Origin of the sequence: Streptosporangium sp. NPDC050855 (assembly GCF_044456585.1) — a bacterium.
GTDB classification, from domain to species: Bacteria; Actinomycetota; Actinomycetes; order Streptosporangiales; family Streptosporangiaceae; genus Streptosporangium; species Streptosporangium longisporum.
The window spans coordinates 17,960-43,849 of sequence record NZ_JBITFY010000004.1 but is presented as its reverse complement, the minus strand read 5'-3'; the positions used below and the strand labels follow the sequence as shown (position 1 = coordinate 43,849).

The window sequence follows — 25,890 nt, the reverse complement described above, 5'->3', positions numbered from 1 at the left end:
TGGCGCTTCGAGCGGGGGCCGACGTGTCACGGTTGATCGGGGCGCACCGGGCACCGGCCGGTCAGGACAGGCTCCACAGGATCACCTGACGGTCCCCGCCGGCCGTGGCGAGCGTCCTGCCGTCCGGGCTGAAGGCCAGCGACCACACCGAGTCGGCGTGACCGGTGAGCGGGTCGCCGACGACCCGCCGGGCCCGCGCGTCCCACAGCCGGACGACGGAACCGGTGCCCACGGCCAGGGTGGCGCCGTCCGGGCTGAACGCGAGAGCGTGGACGTCGCCCGGGTGACCGGTGAGCGGTGCTCCGGCCGGGCGGCGGGTCGCCACGTCCCAGAGGATCACCGTTCTGTCGTCGCCTCCGGTGGCGAGGGTCTTCCCGTCGGGGCTGAAGGCCAGCGACCGTATCGGCCCGGTGTGTCCGGTGAGCGAGTCGCCGAGCGCCTCCTGGGTCGCCGCGTTCCACAGGATCACCGTCGTGTCGTCGCCTCCGGTGGCGAGGGTCTTCCCGTCCGGGCTGAAGGCCAGCGACTGCACCCAGTCGGTGTGGCCGTTGAGCGGGTCGCCGACCGCCTGCCGGGCCCGCGCGTCCCACATGATGACCGAGTGGTCGCCGCTTCCGGTGGCGAGGGTCTTCCCGTCCGGGCTGAAGGCCACCGACCGTATCCAGTCGGTGTGGCCGGTGAGCGGGTCGCCGACCGGCCGCCGGGTCGCCGTGTCCCACATGACCGCCGTGTGGTCGCCGGGGTCGGTCCCCTGCCCGTTGCTGCCACCGGCGACCAGGGTCCTGCCGTCCGGGCTGAACGCCACGGCCTCCACCGCCCTGGTGTGGCCGGTGAGCGGTCCGCCGACCGGCCGCCGGGTCGCCGCGTCCCACAGGATCACCGCTCCGTCGCCGCCCCCGCTGGCCAGGGTCCTGCCGTCCGGGCTGAACGCCACCGCGTTCACCGTCTCGGTGTGGGCCTTGAGACGGGCGACGGCCGTCGCTCGCACGGGGTCCTTCGCGTCGGGCCAGAGCAGGTAGGCCGAGGTCGCCGAGGCCAGGAGCACCACGGTCGCGACGATCACCGAGCGGAACCGGCGCCGGGAGGTGCCCGCCGCGCTCCCCGCCCCCGCGAGGGTGGGCGAGGCGGCGGGCGGCACGTCGGGCGCACCCGGCGTGCCGGGTACGCCGGGTGCGCCGGGTGCGCCGGGTGCGCGGGGGGACGGGGCGCCGGGCGGCGCGGCGGTGGGCGGCGCGGCGTCGAACAGCGTTGCACCGTCCGGCGGGGCGGACAGCGTGGCGCCGTCCGGCGGGAGGGCGGGCGGCTCGGCCGGTGAGGGAGGGGCCGGGGTGCCGGGGGTCAGGAGGGCGGTGGCCGGGGCGCCGTCGTGATGCGGTCGCGTTCCGGTGGAGGAGCCACCGGGTGCCGGGCTCGCGGCGATGCCGGCGAGCATCCCGGCGGCCTGGGAGGCGGTGAGGCGGTCGGCGGGCTCCTTGCGCAGCAGCCCCTCCAGGAGCGGGGCCAGGGGGCCGGCGTGCACGGGCGGGTCGGGCGGCCGGGTGACGATGGAGACGTATATCGAACCGGCCGTCGTGCCGGTGAACGGCCTGCGGCCCTCGACCGCGGCGTACAGGGTGGCGCCCAGCGACCACAGGTCCGACGCCGCGGTGGCCGGACGGCCGTTGATCTGCTCGGGAGAGATGAAGGCCGGGGTGCCCAGGGTGACGCCGGTGCCGGTGAGGGTGGCGTCCCCCTCGACCGCGGCGATGCCGAAGTCGGTCAGCACCACCCGCTCGCCCTCGAGCAGGACGTTCGCGGGCTTGATGTCGCGGTGGGTGATCCCGGCGGCGTGCGCGACCTCCAGCGCCGCGAGGATCCGAGTGCCGATCTCCGCCACCTCCGCGGGCGGCAGCCGCCCGCGGGTCCTCAGCACCGCCTCCAGCGACGGCCCGTCGATGATCTCTGTCACGATCCACGGGCTGCCGTCGGTCTCGACGAGGTGGTCGTGGACGGTGATGATCGACGGGTGCTTCAGCCGCGCCGCGGCCCGCGCCTCGCGCTGCACCCGCCTGTGCAGCATCTCGCGTTCCGGAAGGTCCAGATGATCGGGGAGGGTGAGCTCCTTGATCGCCACCTCGCGGTGCAGGCTCTCGTCCCGCGCCCGCCACACCGTGCCCATCCCGCCGCGGCCGAGCACCTCCATCAACCGGTATCGACCGGCGACCAGCCTTCCGGTGTCATTCGCCACGACACGACCTTAATGACGGTATGCCCCCGCGAGCTCCGGCGCGGAACCGATCGTGACCGTCCTGATGCCGGGCGTCGCTCCCCGGCGGGGGCGGGTCACCGCGGCGGCCCGTCCACGGCGGGACGCCCGGTGAGCGGTCCGTCCACGGCGGGACGCCCGGTGAGCGGTCCGTCCACGGCGGGACGCCCGGTGAGCGGTCCGTCCACGGTGGGGCGTCCGGTGAGCGGTCCGTCCACGGTGGGGCGTCCGATGATGGGACGCAGCACCTCCAGCACCGCCGGGTCCTCGATGGTCGAGGGGGCGGGCTCGTCGGCGCCCTCGGCGATGCCGCGCATGGTCTTGCGCAGGATCTTCCCCGACCTGGTCTTCGGCAGCGCCGGGACCACGTCCACCCGCCGGAAGGCCGCCACCGCGCCCACCTGGTCGCGTACGGCGGAGATCAGCTCGGCGCGCAGCGTCTCCGGGTCGATCGCCACCCCGCTCTTGAGCACCACGAAACCGCGCGGCACCTGCCCCTTCAGCTCGTCGGCCACCCCGATCACCGCGCACTCGGCCACCGCCGGGTGCGCGGCGAGCACCGCCTCCATGGACCCGGTGGACAGCCGGTGACCGGCCACGTTGATCACGTCGTCGGTGCGGCCCATCACGTACAGGTAGCCGTCCTCGTCGAGGTGGCCGCCGTCGCCGGTCAGGTAGTGGCCGGGGAAGGCCGACAGGTAGGACCGCACGTAGCGCTCGTCGTCCTGCCAGAGCGTGGGGAGCGTGCCGGGCGGCAGCGGCAGCCGGATGCAGATCGCCCCCTCCTCGCCCGGCGCGCACTCCTCTCCCGAGGCCCGCAGCACGCGCACGTCGTAGCCGGGGACGGGCACGGTGGGGGAGCCCGGCTTGACCGGCATGGGCTCCAGGCCGCGCAGGTTGGCCGCGACGGGCCAGCCGGTCTCGGTCTGCCACCAGTGGTCGACCACCGGGACGCCCAGTTTCTCCGCGGCCCAGTGGTAGGTGTCGGGGTCCAGGCGCTCCCCGGCCAGGAACAGCGTCCGCAGCGAGGAGACGTCGTGGTCGCGCAGCAGCAGCGCCTCGGGGTCGGCCCGGCGGATCGCCCGGAACGCGGTCGGCGCGGTGAACAGCGCGTTCACCCGGTGCTCGGCGATCACCCGCCAGAACGCGCCCGCGTCCGGGGTGCCGACCGGCTTGCCCTCGTACAGCACGGTGGTGGCGCCGCGCAGCAGCGGGCCGTACACGATGTAGGAGTGCCCGACCACCCAGCCGACGTCGGAGGCCGCCCAGAACACCTCGCCCGGCGCGATGTCGTAGACGTTGGCCATGCTCCACAGCAGCGCCACCGCGTGCCCGCCGTTGTCGCGCACCACGCCCTTGGGCGTCCCGGTGGTGCCGCTGGTGTAGAGGATGTACAGCGGGTCGGTCGCCTTGACCGGCACGCACCCGGCCGGTTCGGCCTTCGCCAGCGCGTCCGCCCAGTCGACGTCGCGCCCGGGCACGAGCTCGGCGGGCGCCTGCTCGCGCTGCAGGACCACGCAGTGCGCGGGCGCGTGCGCGGCCAGCTCCAGCGCGGCGTCCAGCATCGGCTTGTACGGCACCACGCGCGAGGGCTCGATCCCGCAGGAGGCCGAGACCACCACCTTGGGCCGCGCGTCGTCGATCCTGGCCGCCAGCTCCTTGGGAGCGAACCCGCCGAACACCACCGAGTGCACCGCCCCGAGCCGCGCGCACGCCAGCATCGCGACGACCGCCTCGGGCACCATCGGCATGTAGACCACCACCCGGTCGCCATGCTCCACGCCGAGGGAGCGCAGCGCCCCGGCGAACCTCGCGACCTCCTCGCGCAGCCCGGCGTAGGTGTACGACCGCCCGGTGCCGGTCACCGGGCTGTCGTACACCAGCGCGAGCCGGTCGCCGTGACCGGCCTCGACGTGCCGGTCCAGCGCGTTGTGACAGGTGTTCAGCTCCCCGTCGGGGAACCAGCGGTAGAAGGGGGGCGCTCCGGCGTCCAGGATCTCGCGCGGGGGCCTGATCCAGGTGACCGCCTCGGCGGCCTCGCCCCAGAAGTCCTCGGGATCGGCGATGCTGCGGGCGAAGGCGTCGGCGTACGGCATCAGGCCATCATGCTCTTCCGGGGACTCCCGGTCGAGATCCCTTTCCGGCCCGCCGGCCAGGCCGGGGCGGCGATGCCACCGCCCGGGCCTCCGGCGGACGCCACGGGCCCCTAGAGGCGGTAGAAGTCGCTGTAGTGGTCGGGGGAGAACCAGGCCACGCCGGTGCTCCGGTTGACGACGATCCGGTACGCGTCACGCGCGGCGCCCCGGGCCCGGGAGTACACGTCGTACTCCTGGTAGGTGGCGCCGGCGGGCAGCTGGCCCTCCCGGTTGTAGAAGCGCCCGCCGGTGTAGTTGTACCTGCCGTCCGGCCAGGAGTACCAGCCGCGGTCGGTGGGGTAGCCCTTCCCGGACCAGATCGACCTGGCCGAGCGCGCGTCCGCGCAGCGGGAGACGGTGCAGGAGCCGTGGACCGCCGCGTCGGCGGGGGTGACGGTGACCACGCCGCTCATGGACGTGACGACGGCGACGACGAGGGCGAGTCGTGCCGCCCAGGAAGGCCGGGGACGTTCGGAAACGCGCACGGGGTCTCCTCGTGAGGGGTGCCGGGATGTCGAACCCTGTCAGGATCACCGTCAAGCCGGATCAGGTAAAGGTAAAGATCGCCAAAAACGGGGTGAAATCCTCACGGCGTCCGTCTGACGCCCGGGCCGCGACACCGGTGCGACGCACCCGGGCGGGTCCGCCCGGTCCGGTGGCGCGGCCCTCCGCGTTCAGACGAGCCCGCTCGGCTCGGCGGGCGCGGTGTAGCGGGCCTCGATGAGCTCGCGCACCCGCCGCCTGGTCTCGTCGGCCGGGTCGCCGGGATTCTGCTCGACCTCGGCCACCTCGGCCGCCAGCTCCTCGTCCTTGACGCTTCCGGCCAGCCAGCGCGAGTAGTCCCCCCGCTCCAGGTGGTAGTTCCACGTCCCCTCGTCGACGCCCTCGGCCATGCGGCAGAACGAGGTCAGGTTCCCGGCCCGCAGGTTCAGCATGTTCTCGGGGCCGCGGAAGAAGAAGCTGCTCTCCTCGCCGAGCTCACCGGCCGCGTACTTGCGGCGGTGCCTCTGGCGCTCCTCCTCGGGCGGGGCCAGCCGCACCCGGATCGGCTCGTCCTCGACCCGCCAGAACAGCAGGTCCCCGGTCGGCAGGTCGGAGAGGTCACCGCCGGGGACGTCGATGCCGGCGGTGCCGGCGAACGCCTCCAGCACCTCCCCGGGACCGTCGCCCACCACGACGACCGCGTTGAGGGTCTGCACGACCGGCTCGCTGACCGCGTCGGGGTGCACGGTGACCAGCACCAGCCCGCCCATCTCGCGCAGCAGCTCCACCGACTGCAGGCCGAACCCCTCGGGCATCATGTGGTGGGCCTCGTCGACCACCAGCCAGTGCGGGTACCCGTAGCGGGCCGGCAGCGCCGACAGGCGGGGCAGGAAGTCCTGGAAGAACCCGGGCCTGTCGTCGATGGGCACGCCCAGCAGGTTGACCACCACGCTCTGCCCGGCGTCCTGCAGCACCTGGAGGATCTCCTCCTCGGTGGGGGCGCTCTTGACGTCGCCCAGCACGGAGGCGCCCTCGATCCCCTCGGTGTAGTCGCCCTCGGGGTCGATCAGGCAGAACCGGTACCCGGCCTTGGTGATCCGCTCCAGCAGCGCGGCGGTGACGGTGGACTTGCCGCTGTGCGAGGGCCCGGCGATCAGCATGCGCGTCCCGTACGGCCGGAACCGCACCTCCTCCTTGTCGTCGTCCTCGCCCGTGGTGCCCAGCAGCAGGTGGCGGCGCGTCACGTCCACGTCGTCCAGGTCGTTCTCGACGAGCCGGTCGATCAGCTCGACGACCCCGGCGCCGCACTCGTTCTCGGTCACCAGGTCACAGCGTTCCCTGACGGCGGGCAGGGCGTTGGCCACCGCGACCGCGCACTCGCACAGCGACAGGAAGGCGTGGTCGTTCTCGGCGTCGCCCACGCCGACCGTGCTGTGCTCGGACACGCCGAGCTCGGCCAGGGCCGCGGTCAGGCCGCTCGCCTTGTTGACGCCGGAGGGCAGCACCATCACCGCGCCCTTGTTGAAGATCACCTGCATCTCCAGGCCCAGGTCGCGGATGGCCCCGAGCACGGTCTCGCCGTGCGGTTCCCGGGTGGCCACGACCACCGAGCCGACGCTGAGCGGTTCCACCCCCAGCTCGCGCAGCCGCTCGACGAGGGCCTCGGGCGGCGCCTCGGCCAGGGAGGTGGACTCCTGCTCGCCGGGCCGGTAGAGGACGGCCCCGTTCTCCGCGACCACCAGGTCGAACAGGTCGAGCCGGGGGAAGTCCGCGGTGAGGTCGCCGACCTCCCTGCCGGTGACCAGGACCGGCCGGCGTCCCGTGCGGACGAGACGTTCGAGGGCGGCCAAGGTGTCGTCGTCGACCCGGCCGTCGGTGGCCAGGGTCTCGTCGTAGTCACATGCCAGAACGTGATATCGCATCCGGCCCCCCTACCCCGCCCGGGAGGGAACACCGGAACGGAAGATGAACGTCGGCTGTGCGTCAGGTGGCGTAACGGCCGGTCGTGGGGGTGCCCGGCGGGCCACGATGGAGCCCGGGGCCGCGTGGCGGTCATCGTCACGGCGAGGCCGGCGCGGGCGGCGCGGGCGTCGATGTCGTCCCCGGGACGGCTGCCGTACGCCATGGGAGGGGATCCGGGCGGGCCCGGTACGCCGCGGCGGGCGTCACCCGGGGGATTCCGGTCGCGGGTGCCTCTCGCGCGCGCTCCTGCGGGTGGCGTGCGGCCTGCCGTTCCTGCGCAGCAGGCCCGGATCGTCCAGGCCTCGCCGCCCGGTCACGACTGGTTCGGCTCCCATCAGATGAGGGCGCCCAAGACCTGGTACCGGGGCCGGGCCGTACTGATCGGTGACGCCGCCCATGTCACGTCCCCCAGCGGTACGGGATGACGTGCCCCTGCGGACGGCCTAGCGCGGATCGGATCCGTCCAGGTCGCGTGCCCAGGGCGGGTCGGCCCCCGGAGCCGAGCAGGTGAGCGCGGCCACCCGGGCGGCGAAGGCGGCGGCGTCGGCCGCGCGTTCGAGGTCGAGCCGGTCGAGCCGGCCGCCGAGCAGGCCGCCGGTACGCAGCCGGTGCAGCAGCCCCGCGGTGAAGGAGTCCCCCGCGCCGACGGTGTCGACGACCCGCGTGGGCGGCGCGGGCACACAGGCCCGCTCGCCGTCCACGGAGACGAGCGCGCCCAGCGGGCCGCGCGTCACCACGACCAGGCGCACGCCCGCCTCGTGCCAGGCGTCGCAGACCCGCTCGACCGGCTCGCCCGGCCGGATGTGCTCCAGGTCCTCGTCGCTGAGCCTGATCATGTCGGCCACCGCGCACCAGCGGGGCATCCGCTCCCGGTAGACGGCCGGATCGACGAGCGCGGCCCGTACGTTGGGGTCGATCGAGATCGTGGCGCGGGCGGCGGTCGCGGACAGCGCCTCCTCGACGGCCTCCGCGCCCGGCGCGCGGACCAGGGCCAGCGAGCCGGTGTGCAGGCAGGCGACGTCGCCGATCCGTGCGGCCGTCAGCTCCGCGGTGCTCCATCCCCAGTCGGCGGAGCCGTCGGCGTGGAAGGAGTACCGGGCCCGTCCCCCGGAGTCCAGGGTGGCCACCGCCAGCGTGCTCGGCTCGGCCGCGCCGACGCAGCCGGTCAGGTCGACCCCGGAGGCGGTCAGGTGGGCGCGGAAGAGCGCGCCGAAGGTGTCGCCGGAGAGCCGTCCCAGGAAGCGGGTCGCGGTGCCGAGCCGGGCCAGCGCCACCGCGGTGTTCGCCGGGCCGCCGCCGGGCAGGACCCGCAGCAGGAGCTCACCGCCCGGCCCGTCCGGAGCCGCGCCCGCGCCCGCGCCGCCCGCACCGCCCGCACCGTCCAGGCCGTCCGGGCCGTCCGGGTCCCTGCCCGCCCCGCCCCCCGTACCGCCCGGATCGCCGTCCCGCTCGTCCCGGGGGGTGAGGGGGTTCGTGACGAAGGCGTCGGCGACGCACTCGCCGAGCACGGCGACCTGGCTGGAGGGCATGATCGTCGCCTTTCCGGGGAGGGACGCGCCGGATGCCCGGCCGCGTCGCCGATGGGTCACGTCGTCGTGGGCATTATCGCGGCCACCACGATCTCCGGGCGAGGACCCTCAGCCTCCGGCGCCTCCCGGGGTGACGGCCCCCGGGATGACGGTGTCCGCGACGGTGTCCGTGACGGTGTCCGTGACGGACACCGTCACGGAGGTCGCGACGGCGTCCCCGTCGGTGCCCGGGGTGGTCAGGACGCTGCCCGAGGTGCCGTCCACGGTGACCGACCGGCCGGTGACGATGTGCTCGGTAGCGCCGCTCACCCCCACGACGGCCGGGATGCCGTACTCGCGGGCCACCACGGCGCCGTGCGAGTTGGCGCCGCCCATCTCCATCACCAGGCCGCCCGCGGTCAGGAACAGCGGGGTCCAGCCGGGATCGGTGGAGGGGCAGACCAGGATCTCCCCGGGCTCCAGGCGCGCGCCCACCGGGTCCAGGACGACCCGGGCGACGCCGGTGACGGTGCCCGCCGACGCCGGGGTGCCAGTCAGCGCGCCCTCCACCGGCGCCCGTACGGCGACGGCCTCCGGCTCGGTGCCGTCCGAGAGCAGCACCCGGGGAACGTGCCTGCGGCGCAGCTCGCGGGCGGCCTCCGCGCGCCGCCGCGCCACCAGGGCCGCGGGCGTGCCCTCCCCGGACGGCGACGGGCCGGTCAGGGCCGCCCTGACCTCGCGGACGGTCAGGAAGAAGACGTCGTCGGCGTCGTCGAGCACGCCCCGGGCGGCCAGCTCGGCCCCGACGACCAGCAGCTCGGCCCGCATGGCGGCCAGGGCGGTCACCAGGATGTACTTGGGCATCTCGCGCAGGCCCACCAGCGCGCGGGCCCGGCCCAGGGCGAAGCGGACGAGGCGCCCGCGAAGCCCCCCGGCGCGCCGGCCCAGCGTCCTGATCATGGCGGTGGCCTCGGCGGCCCCCCTGGCGAACACGACGTCGGGGGCCAGGGCCGGGTCCTCCAGCCGCAGGTAGTTGGTGAGGACGCCGATGATGTGCGTCGGGTCCTCCGACCAGCGCGGCAGTCCCAGGTCGATCTCGGCGACGGCCCTGCCGCCGTAGACCGAGAGGAACTCCGCCAAGCCGTCGCCCGCGACGTCGGGCAGCGACCCGGTGGCGAAGCGCCCGGCCAGCTCGGCCGCGGGGGTGCCCAGCAGCAGGGCGGTGCTCTCGGGGTCCCGGCGGATGCGGGTGGCCAGCCGCCACAGCGCCAGGTCCATCTCGGTGGTCACGTTGTGCGGCAGGCCGCGCAGCACGGTCTGCAGCTCGCCGGGGCGCGCCCGGTCGCCCAGCGCCTTGGCGGCCAGGCCGAGCATGACGAACCCGGCCGCCGCCGAAGGCGCGACGGACGGCAGCAGCGGCATGACGCGGTGGCCGAGCACCTGTTCGACGTGGTCGAGGCGCTCCAGCGGGGTGGCGCCCTCCGGCGCCGCCAGGCGGCTCCTGATCAGCCTGGTCACCGTCCGCACGTCCCGGTGCGCCGAGGCCGGGGCGAGCAGGGCCCGTACGGCGCGGCTCGGGATGTGGAAGCGGGACGCGAGCCGGGCCGCGCGCCGCAGCGCGGGCAGGGGCGAGGTATGGGTGACGCCGAACCGGGGATCGTCGAACAGCCCGCGCAGCACCCGGGCGGACCTGGCCTCCATCACGTCGAGGATCCGCGGGAAGAGCGCGCGCCCCACCCGGCCGCGTACCGGGCCGGTGACGTCGAAGAACAGCCGCCCGCCCGCCTCCGCGACGACGGGAGCCCCGGCCGGGCCGTCGGGCACCGGGATCCCCAGCATCCGGTACACCGACGACGACAGCAGCCGGAAGGCCGACATGCCCATGGGGGTGATCGGCCGGTAGAGGCCCTGGGCCAGGCTGAAGCAGAAGTAGACCCGCGTGCCGCCCGGCTCGTCCGGCTCGTCCCGCTCGCCCGGCCCGCCCGCCGTCGTGGTCCACGTGGGCGGCTCCGCGTGCCGCGGGATCGGGTGGAGCGTGGTGATGGGCCGCGCCTGGGTCAGCCACAGGACACCGTCGGCGTCGATCGCCCACTCGGTGTCCTGCGGTGCCCCGTAGTGCCGTTCGACCCGGTCGCCGAGCGCCGCCAGCGCCCGCAGCTGCGCGTCGGTGACGCAGGCGCCCGCGGTCGAGCCGGTGTCCCCGGTGTCCCCGATGCCTCCGATGCGTTCGGTGTCCCCGGGGCCGGCCGGCACGTGCTCGACCCCGCCGCCCGCAAGCGGCCGTACGACCAGCCGCTTGTCGCCCAGGCGGCGTTCGGTGATCCGTCCGGTGGCGGTGTCGACCACGAAGTGGTCGGGGTTGACCGCGCCGGAGACCACGGCCTCGCCCAGCCCGGGAGCGGCGTCGATCACCGCCTCGCGCCGCCGCCCGGTGACCGGGTTGGCGGTGAACATCACCCCGGCCGTCCGCGACCGGACCATCTCCTGGACGATCACCGCCAGCAGCACCGAGCCGTGGTCGATGTCGTTCGCCGCCCGGTAGGCGACGGCCCGGTCGGTCCACAGCGAGGCCCAGCACCGCCGCACCGCGTCCAGCACCGCGTCGGCGCCGATCACGTTGAGGTAGGTGTCCTGCTGGCCGGCGAAGCTGGCGTGCGGCAGGTCCTCCGCCGTCGCCGAGGAGCGCACCGCGACCGGGCCGTCCGCGCTCGCCCGTACGGCGTCCGCGATGTCGCCGGGGACCGGGGCGGCGAGCACGAGCTCACGCGCCCGGGAGGCCAGCGCGTTCAGGGCGGGGACGTCCCCGGCGGGCGTGGTGGCCAGCGCGCCGAGCACGTCCTCCAGACCGGCCCGCTCGGTCACCCTGCGGTAGGCCTCGGTGGTGAGGCAGACGCCCACCGGGACGGGCAGACCGGCGGCGGTGAGCACGCCGAGGTTGGCGGCCTTCCCGCCGACCAGGGACAGCGAGCGGGCTCGCGGGTCGTCGAATCGCAGGACCAGTGGGGTGGGCATCGGTGCGTCTCCTTGGGGCCTCGACGAAGAGCGCCATGGCTGGGACGACGATAGGCCGCGATGACGAATAAATCAACAACTGATGAAATAACCTCCGAGGGCCGGGAGCCGGGGCCGGGGGCTGGGAGCCGGGAGTTGGAAGTTGGGCGCCGGGCGCCGGGCACAACGGCGGACGGCCACCGCGCCGGCCCGGTTCCTGGAACCCGGGTGGTCGCGCGATGGCCGCCCCCGTCCTGCTCGCGTCACCGGCGGTGCCGGTACGCGTGCCGCGGCCGCGGGACCAGGGGTCCCGTCCGGTGCCGCGGCGTTCCCCTAGTCGCCCCAGGCCAGGAGCCAGACCTGGCCGTTCGCGCCGTAGCGGTTCTGCTGCCACGGGTGGATCCGCGAGCCGCACGTGCCGCCGTAGGGGTTGTAGGAGGTGCAGAAACGCCACCTGTCCGTGACGTCCCAGATGTTCCAGTCGACCCCGTACGCCTCGATCGTCTGGCATCCCTCGTACAGGTAGGTGGGAACGCCCGTGCTCCCGGTGCAGCCCGCCGAGGTGTACGTGACCCGGACGCCGTCACCGCACCAGGTGTGGTGGGCCGCCCCGCGCATCGAGGGGGGGCCGTAGGTGGTCGTCAGGTACCAGCAGCCCGAAGGACCGGCGCTGATCGCGCCGCCGGCGAGCCGCCTGGAGGGGGTCGGGACGCTCCCGGCGAACGCGCCCCGCGAGGCGTCGATGACGCGGGGGGCGGTCCGGCGCTGGCGCGACATGTCGATGTACCTGTCGAGACCCCTCGCCCGGATCTCCCCGGCCGTCAGGGAACGCACCCTGGGCGTCGGGGGCGGAACCGCGGCCTGCAGGTCGGGGCTCCACGCCGGACGGACGGACGTGGCCCACGGGGGGGCGTTCCACGCCGGGCGGGCCGGGTGGGGGGAACGGGCGGAACGGTCGGCGGGGGCGGCGACCTGGCCGGTGACCCGGTCGGTGGCCAGGCCGGTGTCCTCGGGCGTGTTCTGAGGGGCGTTCTGGGCGGCGGCCTGGGCGGCGCCGTCCCAGGAGGGGCGGGAGATCCCCGCCTGCGGGGAGTACGCGCCGTCCGGGTCGATGGGCGGAACCGGGGAGAAGGCGCCGAGGGTCAGGACGGCCGCGACCGCGACGGCGCAGCTGGAGGTGACCCGGGTGAAACGGTTCTTCAATGACATGCGGCATGCTCCTTATCAAAGCAGCGCGCCACGGGAGGACTTCGTCGCCATTTCCACCCGCGGTGCGATCTTGACGGCACGAAAAATATATAAGCCATCCATTCGGCGGGTGAGCGATCGTGTTTTTAAAAGGGTAAACGAAAATTTCCCATCCCCCGTCACCGGGGCCGCGTTGTACCTGTTCGAACCTTGGTGAGCTCGGCGTCCCAGCAATTCATCAACCCCTTTCCCGATGTACGGGAAATCGCCCGCGCGGGCCGGAATGTTTTCCTTCCGGCCCGCGACAATTTGTTTCCGAAGGCATTTCCGGTGTAGCGGGATGGCGCCCTGTCCGCCCGGCTCGTCCTTTTGGTCCGCGGTCGGCCGGGCGGTCCTTCCCGTTTCCTTCCGGTGTGGGGCCCGGGACCTCCGCGGGGCATGGCGTCCGCCGCCGCCGTCCGCGGGGACGCCCGGGAGTCCGGGGGCACCCGGGAGTTCACGACGACGCCCGGGAGCCCGCGGGGGCATGGGGGTTCGCCGTCCCGCCCCACTGTCGGTATTCGTCGTGAAAGGCCCGGCTAGTCTGGTCGCGGTCGGCCCCGCGTCCCGTACCCCACGCCCCGTGGCCGATGGCCCGCGCGCCCCGCGCACGCGGCAGGGGACACCGGCGCCCGGCCGGGAACGCGCCCCGGCCGGGAACGCGCCGGGGACCGAGGGCGCGACGGGACCCCCGCCCGGTGGGAACGACGCACACACGGCAGATCGAACGGAACAAATGTGGATCTTTTAATGGCCCTGGCGCTCGCGGCAGGCGTGCTGCTCACGGTGGCCGCGTTCACGGTGGCCACCCGGCGCCTGCTCGGCCTGCGGTTCGGGAACGTCCGCATGCTGCTGGCCGGGACGTTCATGCTCCTGATCGCCGAGCCGCTCATGAGGGCGTTCGCCAGGACGGTGGACCCGGGCGACCCCGGCATCACGCCGATCTGGTTCTTCATCCTCGCCGTGGTCTGCGCCCTGCTGGCCGGGCTGATACCGCTGGTCATCGCCGAGATCCTGATCCCGTCCGGATCGCTGCCGGGGCCGCTGGAACTGGCCGGGAGGCTGCGCCGCCACCTGACCCGCTCGCGCCGCTACCTGCGCATCACGCGCATCCTCATGCGGCACGGTCTCGGGCCGTACCTGCGCGGCAGGGACCCCGACCTCGGCGCGCCCTCCAGCCGGGCCCGGCTGGCCAGGTCGCTGCGCGAGGCCCTCGACGACGGCGGGGTCACGTTCGTGAAGCTGGGACAGATCATGTCCACCCGCGCCGACCTGCTGCCGGTGGAGTTCGTCGAGGAGCTGCGGCTGCTGCAGGACGGCGCGGCCTCGGCCCCGTGGGCGGAGATCGAACCGGTGCTGACGGCCGAGCTGGGCGGGCCGCTGGAGGAGACGTTCGCCCACTTCGACCGCGAGCCGCTCGCCGCAGCCTCGATCGCGCAGGTCTACCGCGCGCGGCTGCGCACCGGGGAGGAGGTGGTGGTCAAGGTCCAGCGTCCGGGCATCACCACCGTGGTCGAGCAGGACCTCGACATCATCGACCGCCTCGCCCGCTCGCTGGAGCGGCGCACCCGGTGGGGACGCGCCTTCGGCGTGGCCGACCTGTCCAGGGGGTTCGCCGACGCCCTGCGCGAGGAGCTCGACTTCCGGATCGAGGCCGGCAACATGGCCGCCGTGGCGGCGGCCTCCGAGGGCGAACCGGTCCACGTGCCGGTGCCCTACCCGCGGGTGTCCGGGCGGCGGGTGCTCGTCATGGAGTGGCTGGACGGCACCCCGCTGGGGTCGGCCGTGCCCGGCGGGCAGGCCGGGCAGGACCTCGCCAGGACCCTGCTCGACACGCTGCTGCGCCAGATCATGCTGCACGGGGTGTTCCACGCCGACCCCCACCCGGGCAACCTCATGCTCCTGGCCGACGGGCGTCTGGCGCTGCTCGACTTCGGCTCGGTGGGACGGCTCGACGGGTCGCTGCGGGACTCGCTGCAGCGCCTGCTCGGCGCGATGGACCGGGGGGACCCGCTCGGGGTGAGCGACGCCCTGCTGGAGGTGGTGCCGCGGCCGGACGAGATCGACGAGCGGGAGCTGGAACGCGAGCTCGGCCGGTTCATGGCCCGGCACCTGGTCGCCGGCGCCTCCCCGGACGCGCAGATGTTCGGACGGCTCTTCCGGATCGTCTCCTCGCACGGCCTGTCCCTGCCGCCCGAGGTGGCCGCGGTGTTCCGGGCGCTGGCGACGATCGAGGGCACCCTCGCCCGGCTGGCCCCCGGCTTCGACATCGTCACCGAGGCGCGCGCGTTCTCGGTCCGCCACCTCACCGAGGTCCCCGACGCCCGGCGGGTACGGGACGCCGTCATGCAGGAGGCGCTGGGCCTGCTCCCCATGGTGCGCCGCCTGCCCCGCCGGATCGAGCGGATCGCCGACGCGGCCGAGCACGGCCGCTTCGGCCTGAACGTGCGCCTGTTCGCCGACGAACGCGACCGGCGGCACGTCACCGGGATGCTCCACCAGGTGCTGCTCACCGTGATGGCGGCCACCACGGGCCTGATGTCCGTGCTGCTGCTCGGGTCGGACACCGGCCCGCGCGTCACCACGCAGGTCGGGCTTCACCAGCTCATCGGCTACAACCTCCTGCTGGTCAGCACCATCCTGGCCCTGCGGGTGCTGGTGATCATCTTCCGCCGGAGCGGGTGAGGGGAACCGGCGCGGCTACCCCACCCGTCCACGGGTAGGGAGACCTTCCAGGGGAGGGCCGCGATGACGGAGGCGAGGAGGCGATCATGACCGGCACACCCCCCACCACGGAGATCGTCATCGAGACGCACGGCCCCTCGGAGGCGTGCGCCCTGACCGGGACTGTCTGTGAGCTCTACCGGGCGGTGTTCTCGCTGCCCCCGTTCAACGGCAGCGCCGAGGAGTTCGCCAACCAGCGCCGCTACCTTCCCCGGCTGCTCCACCGGCCCGGCTTCCGGCTGACCACCGCCCGTTCCGGGCCGGACTTCATCGGGTTCGGGTACGGCTACCTGCTGCCCCCCGACACCGCCTGGTGGAGCCACCTGGCCGACCCGGTCGACGAGGAGTTCGCGACCGAGACCGGGACCAGGACGTTCGCCGTCATCGACTACGGGGTGCTGCCCGGCAGCAGGAACGCCGGGATCGGGCGCCGCATCCACGACGAGCTGCTCGGCGGATCCGGAGCCGAGCGGGCCACCCTGACGGTGCAGCCCGCGGCCGTGCGGACGCAGGCCGTCTACCGCAGGTGGGGCTGGCGCAAGGTGTCCCGCAGAACGATGGACCCGCCGATCCCCGCCCCGGTCTTCGACGTGCTGGTGCTGGAGAGGATGCCCGGCCCGTCGGGCGCCGACCCCGTCAGGTGACCGGTCCCGTCAGGTGACGGGCCTGTGTCGGGTGGGCCTGCCGGTGACGAGCCCGTCAGGCGATGAGCTGGAAGGCGTGCAGCTTCTCGTCCAGGTCGGCGACCTGGCGTGTCCTCGCCCACGGATTCAGCGTCTCGCGGACCTCCACCACCGACCGGGCCAGCCGGGGCGAGGTGTTCTTGCAGGTGAGGCGGGCCGCCTCGCCGATATGCTCGCACGCCTCGTCGATGGCGCGCAGTTGCAGGTGCCCGCGGGCCAGGTCCAGCCGGCTGAAGGCCATGTTCCGGACGAACGCCGGATCGATCTTGGCCAGGGACCGGGCGGCCACCTCGACGGCGGTCTGCGCGTCCCCCATGTTCAGCAGGCACTTGGTCTTCGTCGACAGGTACTGCCCGTCCCCGTAGAAGTAGAGCAGGTGGCTCGCCACGTCCCCGTCACCGGCGTGCACCAGCTCCCGGCGCGCCTGGTCCAGGCTGGTCATGCACCGGGCGTGGTCCTTGCGCCGGTCGGTCCTCGGCGAGCGGCTCAGCACCGCCGAGTAGGCGCGGGCCCCCACGTCGCACGCGTACGACACCAGCAGCCTGCTGCGGGCCCGCTGCCCCCAGGCCAGCGCCCCGAGCGCGTGCTCCACCCCCTGGCGGGGGTCGCCCTGCCAGGTCGCGAGCTGTGACCAGTTGGCCAGCACGAAGCTGTTCATCGCGTCGTCGTCGGCCGCGTGGGCGGCCACCTTGGCCTGGTCGTAGTAGTGGTTGGCCCCGTTGAAGTCGTTGAGGTTGAACAGCACCCAGGCGGTGAACCGGCAGATGTTCGCCAGCAGCGTGAGCAGCCGCTCGCGTACCTCGTCGTTGGGCGCCGACGGGATCAGCGACCGCACCAGGTGCTGCTGGGCCAGTACGGTGCCCAGCACCGACTGGGGACCGAGCGCGTCCTCCTGGCGCATGCAGTGGTGCAGCACCGCGTCGATGTGGCCCACGGTCGCCGTGTCGACCCGGGACGGCTCGGAGGACACCAGGGCGAGCCGGTCGAACTCGTCCTCGTTGAGCCGGGCCAGCAGCGGTGAGGCCGCGGCGGCGGACGCCGCGGCCCTGATCAGGGCCAGCACGTCGCGCCGTTTCATGTTCGCCGCCCACTGGGCGAGCGCCCGTACCAGCGCGTCGTACTCCTCGTCGCGCGACGTCCCGACGGGCACCGGTCCGGTGGCCAGGTCGGGCAGGGCCGACAGCACTCCCCGGATGTCCTCCGGTCCCAGGCTGCCCGCGGCACCGGCCGCCACCAGCGGCCGTCCCTGGAACCGGGTGGCCAGGACGTTGTGCTCGTCGGCATCGCGGTGGTCCTCACCGTCGACCAGGTCGGCGGTGCGGCATTGGTAGATGCGGGCCAGCCGGTTGAGGCCGGCGATCGGCGGCTCGTTGCCGGTGGGGCCGGGCCATGCCTCCCACGACCCGAGCTTTCGGGTCGTCAGCGGCTCGTTCGGCCAGTATTCGTTCCATAGATGGCAGACCTTGGCTTGTGTCAGTCGATGCGCCTCCCGGAAGCCCTGGCGGGAGTTCAGGCGCCAACGGCGCTGGAACTCGGCTGCGACCTCGGCCCACGTACAGCCACGTTCGCGAAGCTCGGCGCTGAAGACGTCCATCTGTTGCTTGACGCTGCGCGGTGCACGTGGCATCGTCTCGGCCCCTCCCGGCGGGTCCTCCGGTGGCGATTCTTCGCGCAGAACGTTACTTGCCGATCACGTTCCGTGACGGGCGAGTACAGAAATCGGTGACCGGATCGCCGATGCCTGCAAGATCGTCACGTGCGAGAGTGATTCGACTCCGGAAAGTGACGAACGGATGCGACGTCGTCACCTGTTTCCAGCACGCTCCGTGCATCAGGGTTGAGAACAACGCCCGAGCCGCCGGATCCGCGGGGTCTCCGCTCGGGCGGGCGTCCCTTCCTGCGCCGGGGGCGCGACCGAATCTCCGCAGTCCTTTCCCAGGAGCCATCCATGAGCGTGCTCCCCGTCGAACGGCCGGGACCGATGTACTCACCGTTTCATTCCGATCTGGACGACCCCGATCATCTGACCACCTGCGCGGGCGAGGTACGGCTGGTGGCGCAGCCGGCCGCGGTCGCCCGGGCCCGCGCGTTCACCCGCGCCCGGCTGGCCCGGTGGGGGCTGGGGGAGATGTCGGACGCCTGCGTCCTGGTCGTCTCGGAGATGACCACCAACGCCATCACGGTCACGCGCCTGACGCAGGCCGCCCACGGCCACGTCCGCGCGCTCCCTCCCGGCGCCCGGTCCTTCCCCGAGGGCGGGGACGTGCCAGACCGCCCGCCCTCACCCCTTCCCCCGGGCTCCCTCCCGCCCGCCGCGGGCGTCGGGGCGTACTCGATCCTGCTGCGGCTGCGGCTCACCGCCACGGACCTGTTCGCCGAGGTGTGGGACGACTGCGGCGGCACGCCCGAGCCCGCCGACGCGGGGGAGGACGACGAGAGCGGCCGGGGCCTGTACCTCGTCGGCATGTGCAGCGACGAGTGGGGGCACCTTCCGGCGCCGGGGGGCGGGAAGGTCGTCTTCGCCCGCTGGGGCCTGCCTGCGGGCTGGAGCGGTTCGGCCTCACCGCCCCGATGGCCGTACGCCCACTCCCACGCCCGCACGACGCGCGCTTGAACGGGGACGCGCGCGCGAGCCGGACCCGTACGGGACGGACTCACGCGAGCCTGACGCCCGCGAACCGGACGTCCGCGAGCCGGACGCCCGCCGGCCGGGACGTGTGCCGCGGACCGGTGCGCACGGGTCCGGACGCGCCGGGGAACCGCCGAAGGTGAGGGCGGTTCCCCGGCCACGCCGGACCGGCCTGACCGGGTGGCACAATGCCGGGATGGATGCGATCCTGCGCGCCGCCGGAGAGGTGCTGGGGACCGAGCTGTCCGACCCGGTCGACCTCGGGGGCAACCCGCGCAGCGTCGTCCTGCGCTGCCGGACGGCGTCGGGCGGCAGCGTGGTCGTCAAGAGGTTCGGCTCGGGGCCCGAGGAGCTGCGCGGCTTCACCGCGGAGGCGGCCGGGCTCTCGATGGGGCTGGGCGGTCCCGGCCTGCTGGGCGTGCACCCCTCGCTCCCGCTGCTGGTGATGGAGGACCTCGGGTCCGCGCCGACGCTGGCGGACGTGCTGCTCGGCGACGACCCCCGGGCCGCCCTGGACGGGCTGGCGGCCTGGGCGCGCGGCCTCGGACGGCTGGCGGCCGAGTCGGTGCACCGGCGAGCCGACCTCGCCGAGCTGTCGGCCCGCTACGGCAGGGGCGTGCCCTCCTGGGACGAGGAGCCGTGGGCCGTGCGGCGCACGGCCGAGTTCCCCCCGGCGCTCGCCGGGATGGGCCTCGACGTGCCGCGCGAGCTGGCCGACGAGCTGGCGCGGCTCGCGGTGACCGGCGCGGACGGCCACCTCGCCTTCACGCCCGGTGACACCTGCCCCGACAACAACCTGATCACCCCCGGCGGCCTGCGACTGCTCGACTTCGAGGCGGCGTGCTTCCAGCCGGTCTTCCTGACGGCCGCCTACTGCCGGATGCCCTTCTCCAGCTGCTGGTGCGTCTTCTCCCTGCCCCCGGGCGTGGCGGAGGAGATCGAGGAGATCTACCGCGCCGAGGTCGTCCGGGCCTACCCGGAGCTGGCCGGGGACGAGGTCTGGCGGGCCGGGGTCCGGCGGGCGATCGCGCTCTGGACGGTGAACCTCACCGTCAACCTGATCCCGCGCCTGGCGGACGACAAGCCGGTGAGCAGGACCCGGCGATCCCCGACCGTACGGCAGCTGATGAGGCACCGCTGGGAGATGGCGAGCACCCTGGAGGAGTTCCCGGCCTTCACCGGGACGATGCGGCTGCTGCTCCGGGACGTGGCCGGGAGCTGGGACGCCCCCGCGCTGCCGGGATACCCCGCCTTCGACGGCCGGTGAACGCCTTCCCGTACGTCGACGCCGTCACCCCGGGCCCCCGGTTCGGGAGGTGACCCGGGGCCCGGCACCGACGCCGTGCGCCCGGTTCCTTCGAGTGGGTCCGGGGCCGGTGGTGTTCGGCCATCATGTGATCGTGGCGAAGAGATCGGTTCCCGAACGGTTCTCCTGGGCGGTGGGGACGCTTGACCTCGTGCCGTCCCACCGCGTCCTGGAGATCGGATGCGGTCGCGGTGTCGCGGCCGGGCTCGTCCTGGACCGCCTCACCCGGGGATCGCTCACCGCGATCGACCGGTCGGCCGCGGCCGTGGAGGCGGCCGGGCGGCACAACGCCGGGCACGTGTCGGCCGGCAGGGCGACCTTCCTGGTGGCGGCGCTGGAGAAGGCCGCGTTCGCCGACGCCTCCTTCGACAGGATCTTCTCGATCAACGTCAACCTGTTCTGGACGCGATCCCCGGCCCGGGAACTGGAGGTCCTGCACCGCCTGCTCGCGCCCGGCGGGAGCCTCCACCTGTTCTGGGAGCCCCCGGTACCGGAACGGGTGAGCGAGATCATCGACACGGTGGTACCGGTCGTGGAGGAGCACGGCTTCGAGGTCACCACGCTGACCGGCCGGTCCTCCACCGGGGCCGGGCTGGTCTCCGTCGTGGGCCGCCCCCGCCCCTGACGGCCGTGAGCGGCCGTGAACGATGCCGGGGCGCCGCGCCCGGTCCGTCCCGTCACCTCGGCCCGCGCGGTCCCGTGCTCAGAGGGTCGTGCGGTTCTGTGCTCAGAGGGTCGAGTCGGGGGGCCGCGCGGTCCCGTGCTCAGGAGTCCGCGGGGGACCGACCGGCGACGAGGTCGAGCAACGCGGCGTGCGTCTCGCGGTCGGCCGCCACGACCATCCCGCCCGGGCCGTCGTACAGCGGCCCGCCGTGGACGTCCGTGATGACGCACCCGGCCGCCCGGCACAACGCGATCCCGCTCGCGAAGTGCACGTTGTCCCACATGGGGCCGTCGGTGACGAACGCCGCATGCCGGCCGGCGGCCACCCAGGCCATCGCCAGGGTGGTGGAGACGACGCGCGGCCCGAAGCGCTCCATGAACGCGGGTTCGGTGAACAGCCTGGCCGCCTGGAAGCCCGGCGCGTTCGGGAACGGGGGATCGAGGTTGAGGTCCACCAGCCGCGACCCGGCCGAGGGCGTGAGGCCCTCGTCCACGCCGTCGCGGCGGACGTGGGCGCGGTCGCCGTCCGTCCAGAACACCTCGCCGGCGAACGGGTCGGCCGAGGCCGCCACGGTGAGGTCCCGGCCCACGCGCAGGGCGACGTTCACCGAGACCAGCGGGGTGTGCGCGGCGTAGTTCAGCGTGCCGCACAGGGGATCGACCAGCCACATGCGCTCCGCGTCGGCCGAGCCGGTACGCCCGCTCTCCTCGCCCGTCACCGCGTCGTCCGGCCGGGCCGCGCGGATGACGTCGAGGATGGCCTTCTCCGCCGCGAGGTCGGCGGCCGTGGCGAAGTCCACCGCGGACTTGTCGAAGCGCTCCAGCGACGTGCCGTACATGGCCCCGACGACGTCGGCTCCCGCCCGTGCCGCCGCGAGGACCAGATCCCTGTCCGTGATCGTCATGTGGACAGGATATGCATGGGCTCGTCGCCTGATCGCCCCTGTGCGTGGATCGCACCGATTCTGCTCTCCCGTACTTTCTGGTGGTTCGCGGAAGCGTGCGGCTCATCGCCTCCCGAAATGGTCGACCAGGCGCGAGTAGCCGTCGTCGGCGTGACCCTCGCCGACGGCCCGGGTCACCAGGCCCAGGGTGTAGCCGGGGAGCTCGTCGTCGATGCCACGCGCCCGGCTCTCCCCGACCAGGTCCTCGACCGACGGCAGGTGGTGCCGCAGCGCCCCGTACTCGGCCGCGTGCTCCCTCCGGTCGACCTCGTCGGCGATCGACGGCAGGAGCGACGGCAGCGCGGAGACGGAGGCGCCGGCGTGCTCCAGGAACCGCCTCACCTCGATGCCCTCGCTCGACAACAGCGCCGCCGCGTGCAGGAACCCGTTGAGCATCCCCCACATGGTGCCGTGCACGGCCATCCCGTACAGGGCGGGCACCCCCGCGTCGGCCGAGACCAGGGTGCCGCGACCGCCGAGGAGCCCGAGCGCCGGACGGTACAGCTCGTACGCCGCCTCGTCGCCCCCGTAGAACACCGCGGCCTCGGGGTGCCCGACACCCGGGGCGATCGTCATGATCTGCCCGTGCAGGTACCGCGCCCCGCGGTCGGCGGCCCACGCGGCCACCTCCCTGACCTCGCCGGACGTGCCGTCGGTCAGGTTGACCACGGTACGCCCGGCCAGGGCGTCCCCGGCCGGTTCCAGGATCCGGCGGGCGGCGTCGTTGCCCTTGACGCTGATCATCACGAGCGGCCCCGCGGTGACCGCGTCGTGGACGGTCGCGGCCCGTCGCGCCCCCCTGGAGACCAGGGCGTCGGTCCTGCCCGCCGTGCGGTTCCACACCGTGGTCGGGTACCCGCCCCTCAGGAACGCGTCCGCGATCGCGGAACCCATCTCGCCCGTGCCGATCACGGTCACCGCGGGCCGGTCGTCGCTCTTCTCCACGTTGGTCATGGTCGTCCTCTCGTGTGCCGTACCGATCACGGATCACGCTAGGAACTCGACCAAGGTTGAGGTCAAGCCGAGATCGTACGCCCGGGTCCGTGACGCGACCCGGTGTGGCATCCTCCGCCCGACCGGTGATCACATTCCGGTTCCGGCCGTGAACTTTCCTCCGGTGGGCGGCGTCATAAAAGCGATCTCATCGACTGTTTTCAGGAACGGGGCAATGGCATGCAGGTGATCCGACCGACGGTGGCGGCTCTGGCCGTGAGCGCGGCACTGGTGACGGCGATCCCGACGGGAGCCGTCGCCGCCGCGCAGGCCCCCGCGACCACGGCCGCGACCGCGCCGGGCACCTTCGGCCCGTACGGCTACGGCGGCGTCAGGCTGGGGATGACCGCCGCGCAGGCCAAGGCCACCGGCAAGGTCGTGCTCAAGGAGCGGGGCCACTGTTCCCGCTGGACCTACAAGGCCCACCGGGGCACCCGCGACACGGGAGGGGTCTTCATCTCCAGGAAGCGCGGCGTCGCGGTCATCTTCGCGTCGGCCGGGGTGCGCACGCCCAGGGGCATCGGCCTGGGCTCCACCCTGCGCCAGATCAAGAAGGCCTACCCGAACGCCAAGGGAAGACTGAACGGCTACTACGCCGCCGTGCCCGGCAACCCCAAGGCGTACTACTACTTCGGCGTCGACGGGCGGGACAGGCTCCGGGAGTTCGGCCTCGGGCTCAAGACCCAGGACTGCGTGAGCTGACCTCCCGGACCACCGTCCCGCCCGTTCCGGGCGACATTCGAATCCAGATCGCAGGAGCGTGCGGCCGTGGACGTCAGGGAACCCGACTGGGCGTACGTGAGCAGGTCCCTCGTCAAGGTCCTGGCCGTCAGCGCGGCGCTGTTCATGGCCCTGCACATGGCCGAGGGGCTTCTGCGGGTGTTCGTCGACTTCGGCGAGGAGCGGGCGGCCCGGGTACGCGCCACGGCCGCCCGTATCGCGAACCCGGAACGGCGTCTGGACACATGGCCGAACGGGTCCCGCGTTACCGAGGGAATCAACTCGCTGGACTGGATCTCCGACATCGACGCGAAATCGGTGGATGAGGCCCAGACGGTCGCGGAGCAGGACCGGGAGATCGCAGAGCGGAATCGGAAGACCAAGGAGGAGGCGCGGAAGATCATTAGAAAGCTTCCCCAAACGCTCGACGCCCTCGCGGTCGTGGATTTCACGCACGCGATGACCACCGAACAGCTCATCGCCTTCAACCGGCGCCACGAACTCTGCGGAGGGGCGGACATCTCCTACGTGTACTCCCTGGGCTACTACGACGACTCCAGCGACGACCCTGAGACAAGCGAGGTCGTCTGGAACCGCGACCTGTCCGAGGAGCACACCGTGATCCCTCCCCAGTACCAGTGCGAAACCGAGCCCCAGATCGCACTGGCGGCGTTCCGCAGGTGGGTCGGGCTGCTCGACGAGAACGACGACCTCAGCGAGTTCGATCTGTACGACTGGTGGCTGGCCGGGGTGGCCGAGCAGGGCGTCGTGTACGGGCTCGTCGTCGACCGTTGGAAACTCCCGGATCTGCTCCCGCTCCTCGACGACCCGAAGGTGCGAACGATCACTCTCGCCGACGTCGCCTTCGACCTCGGCGAGATCAGGTAACGGCCGATCGTCGCCGTCCGCCGAGCTGGAACCAGACCACGCGTCCGGCCGGCATCTCGTACCACCCCCAGGCCGAGGACAGCTCCTGCACCAGCCAGAGCCCGCGCCCTCCACCGCTCTCGGGGCTCACGTCCGCGCACAGACGAGGCCGACATCCGGCCGATCCGGCGTCGACGACGTCGATGTGGAGCGTTCCATCATGGCCGGCGACGGCGATCGTGACCCGGCCGTCGGGGCACCGGCCGGAGTCGGAGTGACGGACGGCGTTGGTGACGAGTTCGGTGACGAGCAGCAGCGCGTCGTCGGTGTGCGGGTGACCTACGGCCTTCAGCAGGTCGCGGACATAACCCCTGGCGCGCGGTACGGCCGTCACCCGCGCGGGCACCTCGACCTGCCCCAGCAGGCCCATCTCCCTCACTGCGTCACCCCCGCGACCCGCTCGCCCCGCTCGCGCGCCTCTCCCGCCCCGATCCAGACGTCCTGCTCGCGCGCCTCTCCCGCTCCGATCCGGGCGTCCCGCTCGCGCCTCCGCTCCCCGGCGACCACCGAGTCGCGACCGCGCTTCCCGGATGCGGACCCTCGCCGTCCGGCCGGCAGGAAGATCTCCATACTCGCGGGTCCGTCGGGAGAAAGCCGCACCACGGAGTCGACCCCCAGCTCGTTCAACTCCCAGGCCAGCTCCACCAGGTGCCCCCCACACCCCCGAAGATCACGCACCCTCATCTGATCATCCGCCCTTCACGTATTTGTCCCCTATGGGCACTTACCGGAGCCTTCTCTCCACACAGGGTGACGGCTCGCACGCACAGAGCATGCATCGTCGCAACCGGGAGCGCCACTGAAAACGCAAATTGCGTTTCGAAAAGCGCGGCCACTCTCCGTTCGTGGTCGGTTACTGTTGGCACCGATCCGATGGGGGGGACATGAGGAAAACGGGAAGTCCGACGGTACGTAGGCGTCGCCTCGCCTTTGAGCTACGCCGCCTGCGCGACCGGGCTCAGCTGACCCTGGAGGAAGTCGCTGAGCGACTTGCCTGGTCGGCTACCAAGGTCTCGCGGATCGAGACGTGCCGAGTAGGTGTCACCCTCAAGGATGTCGGGTGCCTTCTCGATCTATACGAGATCGACGCCTCCAAACGAGAGGAACTGATCGACCTGGCGCGAGACTCCCGGAAAAAGGGCTGGTGGCAGGCGTACGCCGATCTCCCTACCGAGTACGCCACCTACATAGGATTGGAGGCCGAGACCGCCTCGATGCGCGGCTTCGCAGCGACCCTTGTGCCCGGCCTTCTCCAAACCGAGGACTACGCGCGTGCTGTCATCCGCGCAGCCTTGGTCATGTCGCCTCCCGGCGAGATCGAACGTCGTGTTGAAGTTCGTATGGCACGCCAAGCGCTTCTCTTCCGCGACGATCCCCTGTGCTTCTGGACCGTCTTGGACGAGGCCGCTCTCCGTCGTGTCATCGAGAGTTCGTCTGTGATGCGATCTCAGCTCAAGCGCGTCCTTGAGCTGATGGACCTACCTAACATCACCGTGCAAGTGCTCCCGTTTGCCGTTGGAGCCCATACGGCCACAGGGGGTGCTTTCCACATCCTGAAGTTCCCCAGTCCTGCTGATCCCGAGGTGGTCTTCGTGGAGAACCTTGGAGGCAACCTATATGTAGAGAGCGAAGCGGACGTTTACCGTTATACGGTGGCGTTCGATCACTTGCGCGCCAAGGCCTTGAGCCCCGATGACTCTCGGCGTTTCATCACGAAGACGGTTGCTCGGCTTGGCCGATCATGATGAAG

At 72.9% G+C, this 25,890-nt stretch carries 20 protein-coding genes; 8 read left to right on the top strand and 12 right to left on the bottom strand.

Annotation, left to right across the window (positions count from 1 at the left end):
• Positions 1-61 precede the first annotated feature (61 nt).
• From ACIBCT_RS10950 to ACIBCT_RS10920, 7 genes are all read right to left on the bottom strand, one after another.
• A complete protein-coding gene (locus ACIBCT_RS10950) occupies positions 62-2,227 on the bottom strand; it encodes a WD40 repeat domain-containing serine/threonine protein kinase (RefSeq protein WP_399187214.1) in 2,166 nt (721 codons plus the stop codon).
• A gap of 95 nt (positions 2,228-2,322) precedes the next feature.
• On the bottom strand, positions 2,323-4,341 hold the full coding sequence (locus tag ACIBCT_RS10945; protein WP_399187212.1) for a propionyl-CoA synthetase: 2,019 nt from the start codon (positions 4,339-4,341) through the stop codon (positions 2,323-2,325).
• 110 nt (positions 4,342-4,451) lie between these two features.
• Entirely contained in the window at positions 4,452-4,865 is a 414-nt protein-coding gene (locus tag ACIBCT_RS10940; RefSeq protein ID WP_399187211.1) for a ribonuclease domain-containing protein, read from the bottom strand.
• 189 nt (positions 4,866-5,054) lie between these two features.
• On the bottom strand, positions 5,055-6,785 hold the full coding sequence (locus ACIBCT_RS10935) for an HAD-IIB family hydrolase (RefSeq protein ID WP_399187210.1): 1,731 nt from the start codon (positions 6,783-6,785) through the stop codon (positions 5,055-5,057).
• A 483-nt stretch (positions 6,786-7,268) separates the two neighbouring features.
• The gene (locus ACIBCT_RS10930) at positions 7,269-8,354 is read right to left on the bottom strand and encodes a carbohydrate kinase (protein WP_399187209.1); all 1,086 of its coding nucleotides are present in this window, start codon (positions 8,352-8,354) and stop codon (positions 7,269-7,271) included.
• A 108-nt stretch (positions 8,355-8,462) separates the two neighbouring features.
• Positions 8,463-11,345: a PEP/pyruvate-binding domain-containing protein gene (locus ACIBCT_RS10925; RefSeq protein WP_399187208.1), complete on the bottom strand. Its 2,883-nt coding sequence runs from the start codon at positions 11,343-11,345 to the stop codon at positions 8,463-8,465.
• A 312-nt stretch (positions 11,346-11,657) separates the two neighbouring features.
• Complete coding sequence (locus ACIBCT_RS10920; protein WP_399187207.1) at positions 11,658-12,533, bottom strand: hypothetical protein; 876 nt, start codon at positions 12,531-12,533, stop codon at positions 11,658-11,660.
• A gap of 768 nt (positions 12,534-13,301) precedes the next feature.
• On the opposite strand from ACIBCT_RS10920, the gene ACIBCT_RS10915 reads away from it, so the two are divergent.
• Together ACIBCT_RS10915 and ACIBCT_RS10910 are read left to right on the top strand one after the other, a co-directional pair.
• Complete coding sequence (locus ACIBCT_RS10915) at positions 13,302-15,236, top strand: ABC1 kinase family protein (RefSeq protein WP_399187206.1); 1,935 nt, start codon at positions 13,302-13,304, stop codon at positions 15,234-15,236.
• An 86-nt stretch (positions 15,237-15,322) separates the two neighbouring features.
• Positions 15,323-15,919 carry a GNAT family N-acetyltransferase gene (locus tag ACIBCT_RS10910; protein ID WP_399187205.1) on the top strand — a complete coding sequence of 199 codons (597 nt, stop codon included), beginning with the start codon at positions 15,323-15,325 and terminating at the stop codon, positions 15,917-15,919.
• A gap of 55 nt (positions 15,920-15,974) precedes the next feature.
• Here the strand turns inward: ACIBCT_RS10910 and ACIBCT_RS10905 are convergent, their stop codons facing one another.
• Positions 15,975-17,585 (bottom strand): hypothetical protein, encoded by a 1,611-nt coding sequence (locus ACIBCT_RS10905; protein WP_399187204.1) that lies wholly within the window; start codon positions 17,583-17,585, stop codon positions 15,975-15,977.
• 321 nt (positions 17,586-17,906) lie between these two features.
• Between ACIBCT_RS10905 and ACIBCT_RS10900 the strand changes: the two genes are divergently transcribed.
• The 3 genes from ACIBCT_RS10900 (at position 17,907) to ACIBCT_RS10890 (ending at position 20,518) form a co-directional block, all read left to right on the top strand.
• Positions 17,907-18,572, top strand: a complete 666-nt coding sequence (locus tag ACIBCT_RS10900; protein ID WP_399187203.1) for an ATP-binding protein — start codon at positions 17,907-17,909, stop codon at positions 18,570-18,572.
• A gap of 211 nt (positions 18,573-18,783) precedes the next feature.
• Positions 18,784-19,854, top strand: coding sequence for a hypothetical protein (locus ACIBCT_RS10895; RefSeq protein ID WP_399187202.1), 1,071 nt, complete (start codon positions 18,784-18,786; stop codon positions 19,852-19,854).
• Positions 19,855-19,987: 133 nt separating this feature from the next.
• Positions 19,988-20,518, top strand: coding sequence for a class I SAM-dependent methyltransferase (locus ACIBCT_RS10890; protein WP_399187201.1), 531 nt, complete (start codon positions 19,988-19,990; stop codon positions 20,516-20,518).
• Between the two features lie 139 nt (positions 20,519-20,657).
• Here the strand turns inward: ACIBCT_RS10890 and ACIBCT_RS10885 are convergent, their stop codons facing one another.
• A complete protein-coding gene (locus tag ACIBCT_RS10885) occupies positions 20,658-21,461 on the bottom strand; it encodes an inositol monophosphatase family protein (RefSeq protein ID WP_399187200.1) in 804 nt (267 codons plus the stop codon).
• Positions 21,462-21,563: 102 nt separating this feature from the next.
• Positions 21,564-22,454: an NAD(P)-dependent oxidoreductase gene (locus tag ACIBCT_RS10880; RefSeq protein WP_399187199.1), complete on the bottom strand. Its 891-nt coding sequence runs from the start codon at positions 22,452-22,454 to the stop codon at positions 21,564-21,566.
• Between the two features lie 219 nt (positions 22,455-22,673).
• On the opposite strand from ACIBCT_RS10880, the gene ACIBCT_RS10875 reads away from it, so the two are divergent.
• Positions 22,674-23,195 carry a hypothetical protein gene (locus tag ACIBCT_RS10875; protein WP_399187198.1) on the top strand — a complete coding sequence of 174 codons (522 nt, stop codon included), beginning with the start codon at positions 22,674-22,676 and terminating at the stop codon, positions 23,193-23,195.
• Positions 23,196-23,261: 66 nt separating this feature from the next.
• Complete coding sequence (locus ACIBCT_RS10870) at positions 23,262-24,101, top strand: hypothetical protein (RefSeq protein ID WP_399187197.1); 840 nt, start codon at positions 23,262-23,264, stop codon at positions 24,099-24,101.
• Here the strand turns inward: ACIBCT_RS10870 and ACIBCT_RS10865 are convergent.
• Both ACIBCT_RS10865 and ACIBCT_RS10860 read right to left on the bottom strand, forming a co-directional pair.
• The gene (locus tag ACIBCT_RS10865; protein ID WP_399187758.1) at positions 24,094-24,510 is read right to left on the bottom strand and encodes an ATP-binding protein; all 417 of its coding nucleotides are present in this window, start codon (positions 24,508-24,510) and stop codon (positions 24,094-24,096) included. The genes ACIBCT_RS10870 and ACIBCT_RS10865 overlap by 8 nt on opposite strands.
• 5 nt (positions 24,511-24,515) lie before the next feature.
• Positions 24,516-24,824, bottom strand: a complete 309-nt coding sequence (locus tag ACIBCT_RS10860; protein WP_399187196.1) for a hypothetical protein — start codon at positions 24,822-24,824, stop codon at positions 24,516-24,518.
• 200 nt (positions 24,825-25,024) lie between these two features.
• Here ACIBCT_RS10860 and ACIBCT_RS10855 point away from each other — a divergent pair, with 200 nt between their 5' ends.
• Positions 25,025-25,885 (top strand): helix-turn-helix domain-containing protein, encoded by an 861-nt coding sequence (locus ACIBCT_RS10855; RefSeq protein ID WP_399187195.1) that lies wholly within the window; start codon positions 25,025-25,027, stop codon positions 25,883-25,885.
• The last annotated feature ends 5 nt before the right edge of the window (positions 25,886-25,890 follow it).

Coding starts and splice junctions, on each gene's coding strand:
- ACIBCT_RS10945 (WP_399187212.1), bottom strand. CDS start 4,341: ATGCCGTACGCCGACGCCTTCGCCCGCAGCATCGCCGATCCCGAGGAC.
- ACIBCT_RS10935 (WP_399187210.1), bottom strand. CDS start 6,785: ATGCGATATCACGTTCTGGCATGTGACTACGACGAGACCCTGGCCACC.
- ACIBCT_RS10930 (WP_399187209.1), bottom strand. CDS start 8,354: ATGCCCTCCAGCCAGGTCGCCGTGCTCGGCGAGTGCGTCGCCGACGCC.
- ACIBCT_RS10925 (WP_399187208.1), bottom strand. CDS start 11,345: ATGCCCACCCCACTGGTCCTGCGATTCGACGACCCGCGAGCCCGCTCG.
- ACIBCT_RS10920 (WP_399187207.1), bottom strand. CDS start 12,533: ATGTCATTGAAGAACCGTTTCACCCGGGTCACCTCCAGCTGCGCCGTC.
- ACIBCT_RS10915 (WP_399187206.1), top strand. CDS start 13,302: ATGGCCCTGGCGCTCGCGGCAGGCGTGCTGCTCACGGTGGCCGCGTTC.
- ACIBCT_RS10910 (WP_399187205.1), top strand. CDS start 15,323: ATGACCGGCACACCCCCCACCACGGAGATCGTCATCGAGACGCACGGC.
- ACIBCT_RS10905 (WP_399187204.1), bottom strand. CDS start 17,585: ATGCCACGTGCACCGCGCAGCGTCAAGCAACAGATGGACGTCTTCAGC.
- ACIBCT_RS10900 (WP_399187203.1), top strand. CDS start 17,907: ATGAGCGTGCTCCCCGTCGAACGGCCGGGACCGATGTACTCACCGTTT.
- ACIBCT_RS10895 (WP_399187202.1), top strand. CDS start 18,784: ATGGATGCGATCCTGCGCGCCGCCGGAGAGGTGCTGGGGACCGAGCTG.
- ACIBCT_RS10885 (WP_399187200.1), bottom strand. CDS start 21,461: ATGACGATCACGGACAGGGATCTGGTCCTCGCGGCGGCACGGGCGGGA.
- ACIBCT_RS10880 (WP_399187199.1), bottom strand. CDS start 22,454: ATGACCAACGTGGAGAAGAGCGACGACCGGCCCGCGGTGACCGTGATC.
- ACIBCT_RS10875 (WP_399187198.1), top strand. CDS start 22,674: ATGCAGGTGATCCGACCGACGGTGGCGGCTCTGGCCGTGAGCGCGGCA.
- ACIBCT_RS10865 (WP_399187758.1), bottom strand. CDS start 24,510: ATGGGCCTGCTGGGGCAGGTCGAGGTGCCCGCGCGGGTGACGGCCGTA.
- ACIBCT_RS10860 (WP_399187196.1), bottom strand. CDS start 24,824: ATGAGGGTGCGTGATCTTCGGGGGTGTGGGGGGCACCTGGTGGAGCTG.
- ACIBCT_RS10855 (WP_399187195.1), top strand. CDS start 25,025: ATGAGGAAAACGGGAAGTCCGACGGTACGTAGGCGTCGCCTCGCCTTT.